Origin of the sequence: Aldersonia kunmingensis (genome assembly GCF_001646865.1) — a bacterium.
Taxonomy (GTDB): Bacteria; Actinomycetota; Actinomycetes; order Mycobacteriales; family Mycobacteriaceae; genus Aldersonia; species Aldersonia kunmingensis.
Genome location: NZ_LRRB01000014.1, coordinates 1 through 3,581, shown reverse-complemented (window position 1 = coordinate 3,581; position 3,581 = coordinate 1). Strand labels below are relative to the sequence as shown.

Genomic DNA, 3,581 nt, shown 5'->3' with positions numbered 1-3,581 from the left:
CAGCCCGGCGGTGTGGGCGAAATAGGCCTCGGGGGATTCCGAGTGATGCTCCACGGAGCCGATTCCGCCGCCGAACGGAATGCGAATGGTGATCGGCGCCTTGACCTTTCCCTGCGTGCGGTAGTGGATCTTGGCGACCTGCGAGACGATCTGGTCGAACGCCGGGTAGACGAAACCGTCGAACTGGATCTCGCACACCGGCCGGTAGCCGCGCAGTGCGAGCCCGAAAGCCGTTCCAATGATTCCGGATTCGGCGAGTGGGGTGTCGATCACGCGACCGTGCCCGAAATCCTTCTGCAGGGTGTCGGTCACCCGGAAGACACCACCGAGCGTGCCGACGTCCTCACCCATGATGAGCACCTTGGGGTCGTTCTCCATTGCTTTGCGCAGCCCTGTGTTGAGTGCGGCGGCCATGGTGATCATGAGTGAACCTCCCCGGCGAGATAGTTGGCGAGTTCGGCGCGCTCGGCATCGAGCAGACGATGCGGTGTGGCGTAGACGTTGTCGAGCAGTGTCTCGGCCGCTGGGGCGGGCATATCGATTGTCGCCGCACGTAATTCGGCTGCGACCTCGTCCGCGTGCGCGGTGACCTCTGCGAGGAACTCGTCGTCGAGAAGACCCTCGCGCTCGAGTAGCCGGCGCACCCGGTCGATCGGATCGCGGGCCTTCCACAGCTCGAGTTCCGCGGCGGAGCGGTAGCGCGTCGGATCATCGGCCGTGGTGTGCGGTCCCATGCGGTACGTGATTGCCTCGATGAAGGACGGTCCGCCGCCCTCGCGTGCGCGCCGGATCGCCTGCCGGGTCACCGCAAGCACGGCGAGCACGTCGTTGCCATCGACCTGGATCGACGGAATGCCGTATCCCGCAGCACGTGCCGCGATCGGGGACGGGCTGTTCACGGTGACCGGGGCGCTGATCGCCCAATGGTTGTTCTGGCAGAAGAACACCACCGGCGCGGACCAACTGCTCGCGAACACCATCGCCTCGGCGATATCGCCCTGGCTGGTCGCGCCGTCGCCGAAGTACGCGACGGTCGCGATCTCGGCTCCGTCCATCTTCGCGCCGAGGGCATATCCGGTGGCGTGCAAGGCCTGTGCTCCGACGACCACCGCCGGGTTGGCCATGTTGACCGTCGCGGGGTCCCAGCCGAAGTGCGCGACACCGCGCCACAGCCGCGGCAGCAGAACAGGATCGACGCCACGGCAGTAGGCCACGGCGGTCTCGCGGTAGCTCGGGAACACGTAGTCGTCGGGCTTCAGCGCCCATGCCGAACCAACCTGCGCGGCTTCCTGTCCGAGGATCGGCGCCCACAGTCCGAGTTGGCCCTGTCGTTGCAGCGCGGTGCCCTCCGCGTCGATGCGGCGCGACACCACCAGGTCGTCGTAGATTTTGCGGAGCTCATTCGCGCCGATATCGGCAACGAGGCTCGCGTACTCGCGGTCGAGCACGCGGCGGCCGTCCGGCTGGAGCAACTGCACAGGGTGGGCGTGGGTGTCCGTCATCGCGACCTCCTTCGCTGCAAAAGCGGGCCTTGTGGGCGCGCCCAGCAGTTGTGCGTGCTCGGCTGGTGTGCCGTACTTCACAGGATCCACGAGAATGCGCAGTGCGCAAGTCAAAGCCGCCACATTGTGCAGAATGCTCAGAAATCGGTCACGGAATGGTGTCATACTGCGTCGCATGACCAATTTGGACGGGACGGATGCCCGCATGCTGATGCTGCTAGCGGAGAACCCGCGCTCGACCGGTGTCGAACTCGCGCAGCGGCTCGGTTTGTCGCGCAATACGGTGCAGGCGCGGCTCGCCAAATGGGAGACCGCGGGAGTGCTCGGATCGTTCGATCGGAGGGTCGAGCCACGTGCGCTCGGCTACCCGTTGGCGGCCTATGTCGCGACGATCGTTGATCAGCACCGGCTCGACGCAGTGGTCGACGCCCTCGCCGAGATCCCCGAGGTCATCGAGGTCACCGGTATGACCGGGGCCACCGATCTCACGGTGAAAGTGGTCGCCCGCGACGCGGACGATCTGTACAAAATCGCCGGCCAGATCCTGCGGATCCCCGGTGTCGAGCGCACGAATATGGGCTTGGTGATGCGCGAACTGGTCGGGCCGAGAATGACGCCGCTGCTTGCCCGCCTCGCGGAGGAGTCGCGCTAACTGGGCCTCACCAGAACTGGTACACGACCAAGACGGTCAGCGTGAGTAGCGAGAGCCCGAGACCTGCCAGCGTTGACAAGGCCCAGTTGCGGTTGTCGGGATTACCGAAATCGCCATACATGAAATGGAACGAGACCGCCCAGCCGAACAGCAGCACGAGCAGCACGGCCGCAGCGATTCCGGCCGGCAGCCAGAACAGCCCGACCATCAAGCCGACGACTCCGACTAGGTTGGCGAGCCCGAGGCCGCGCACCACGTTGGCACTCAAACCTCGGCTGAGCAGGAACTTCGTCACCAGTCCGCGGGTCTGCAGCTCGGGGAGGCCGTAGGCCAATGCCGTCAACGCAAGGATGACCGAGCAGACGACGGCGGCGAATTGCATGAGAGTTTCCTACCACTTGCGCTTTCAAGCATTGGCAACAGAACGGTGAAATTGTCTCGCTGAGCGTGTGCATCGCCGTTCGCGACACATCCTGCAGCCGTTAACCTCGCCGCATGGACATCGGAGGCAAGGTCGCTGTCGTCACCGGAGCGGGCGCCGGAATCGGCGCCGCCATCGCACGCAGTCTCGCTCGCGGGGGAGCCCGCGTCGCCGTCGCCGACCTGAACGGCGATGCGGCAAACGGAGTCGCCGCCGAGATCTCCGCGGAAATTCCCGGCAGTGCGTTCGCGTTCGCGGGCGACGTATCCGACGAGCGGGTGATTACCGAGTTGGTCAACCGCGCTGAGGCCGAGTTCGGTCCGGTGGACCTGTACTTCGCGAACGCCGGTGTGACCGGTGGTCCCGGGCTCGACAGCACGGAAGAACAGTGGGCCGCCGCGCTCGGCGTGAACGTCATGGCGCATGTACGGGCGGCGCGCGTGGTCGTGCCCCGCTGGCTCGAGCGGGACGGCGGGTATTTCGTCAGCACCGCGTCTGCCGCAGGCCTGCTCACTCAGCTCGGCTCGGCGCCGTACGCGGTGTCCAAGCACGCCGCAGTGGGATTCGCCGAGTGGCTGTCGGTGACCTACGGCGACCGCGGCATCGCGGTGAGCTGCCTGTGCCCGATGGGTGTCGAGACCGCGCTGCTGCGTTCCGGCTTCGGCTCCGGTGTGGAGGAGGCCGAACTAGCGTCCCGCTCGGTCACATCATCCGGCGCGGTGCTCACGCCGGATGACGTTGCGGCAGACGTGCTCGCCGCGATCGCAGACGAGCGGTTCCTGATCCTCCCCCACCCGGAGGTGGGGGACTTCTTCAAGCACAAGGCAACCGATTACGAGCGCTGGCTCCGCGGGATGCGCGGGTACCAGGCAGCGCTGCGCTCTACGGAGTAGCCCGCGGCCGCCCGCTTACGGGTGCAAATTGTGCTTGTGGGTGCGAAGTTTCGGCCCCGTTTTGAAGTTTTGCACCCTGAACGGCGCGCTCCTGAGCGCGAATCTTCCTCGTC

The 3,581-nt window shown here is 66.0% G+C and carries 5 protein-coding genes; 2 read left to right on the top strand and 3 right to left on the bottom strand.

Translation table 11 applies throughout. The features are described 5' to 3' along the window. Both A8G08_RS01625 and pdhA read right to left on the bottom strand, forming a co-directional pair. On the bottom strand, window positions 1–423 hold a 423-nt coding region (locus tag A8G08_RS01625; RefSeq protein ID WP_425394519.1), incomplete at its 3' end, for an alpha-ketoacid dehydrogenase subunit beta. Continuing rightward, window positions 420–1,502 carry a pyruvate dehydrogenase (acetyl-transferring) E1 component subunit alpha gene (gene pdhA, locus A8G08_RS01620; RefSeq protein ID WP_068269345.1) on the bottom strand — a complete coding sequence of 361 codons (1,083 nt, stop codon included), beginning with the start codon at window positions 1,500–1,502 and terminating at the stop codon, window positions 420–422. The genes A8G08_RS01625 and pdhA, both read right to left, overlap by 4 nt. Before the next feature lie 175 nt (window positions 1,503–1,677). Between pdhA and A8G08_RS01615 the strand changes: the two genes are divergently transcribed. Beyond that, a complete protein-coding gene (locus A8G08_RS01615) occupies window positions 1,678–2,154 on the top strand; it encodes an Lrp/AsnC family transcriptional regulator (protein WP_068269344.1) in 477 nt (158 codons plus the stop codon). A gap of 7 nt (window positions 2,155–2,161) precedes the next feature. Here the strand turns inward: A8G08_RS01615 and A8G08_RS01610 are convergent, their stop codons facing one another. Continuing rightward, a complete protein-coding gene (locus tag A8G08_RS01610) occupies window positions 2,162–2,536 on the bottom strand; it encodes a DoxX family protein (protein ID WP_068269343.1) in 375 nt (124 codons plus the stop codon). A gap of 113 nt (window positions 2,537–2,649) precedes the next feature. Here A8G08_RS01610 and A8G08_RS01605 point away from each other — a divergent pair, with 113 nt between their 5' ends. After that, on the top strand, window positions 2,650–3,468 hold the full coding sequence (locus A8G08_RS01605; protein ID WP_068269341.1) for an SDR family oxidoreductase: 819 nt from the start codon (window positions 2,650–2,652) through the stop codon (window positions 3,466–3,468). The last annotated feature ends 113 nt before the right edge of the window (window positions 3,469–3,581 follow it).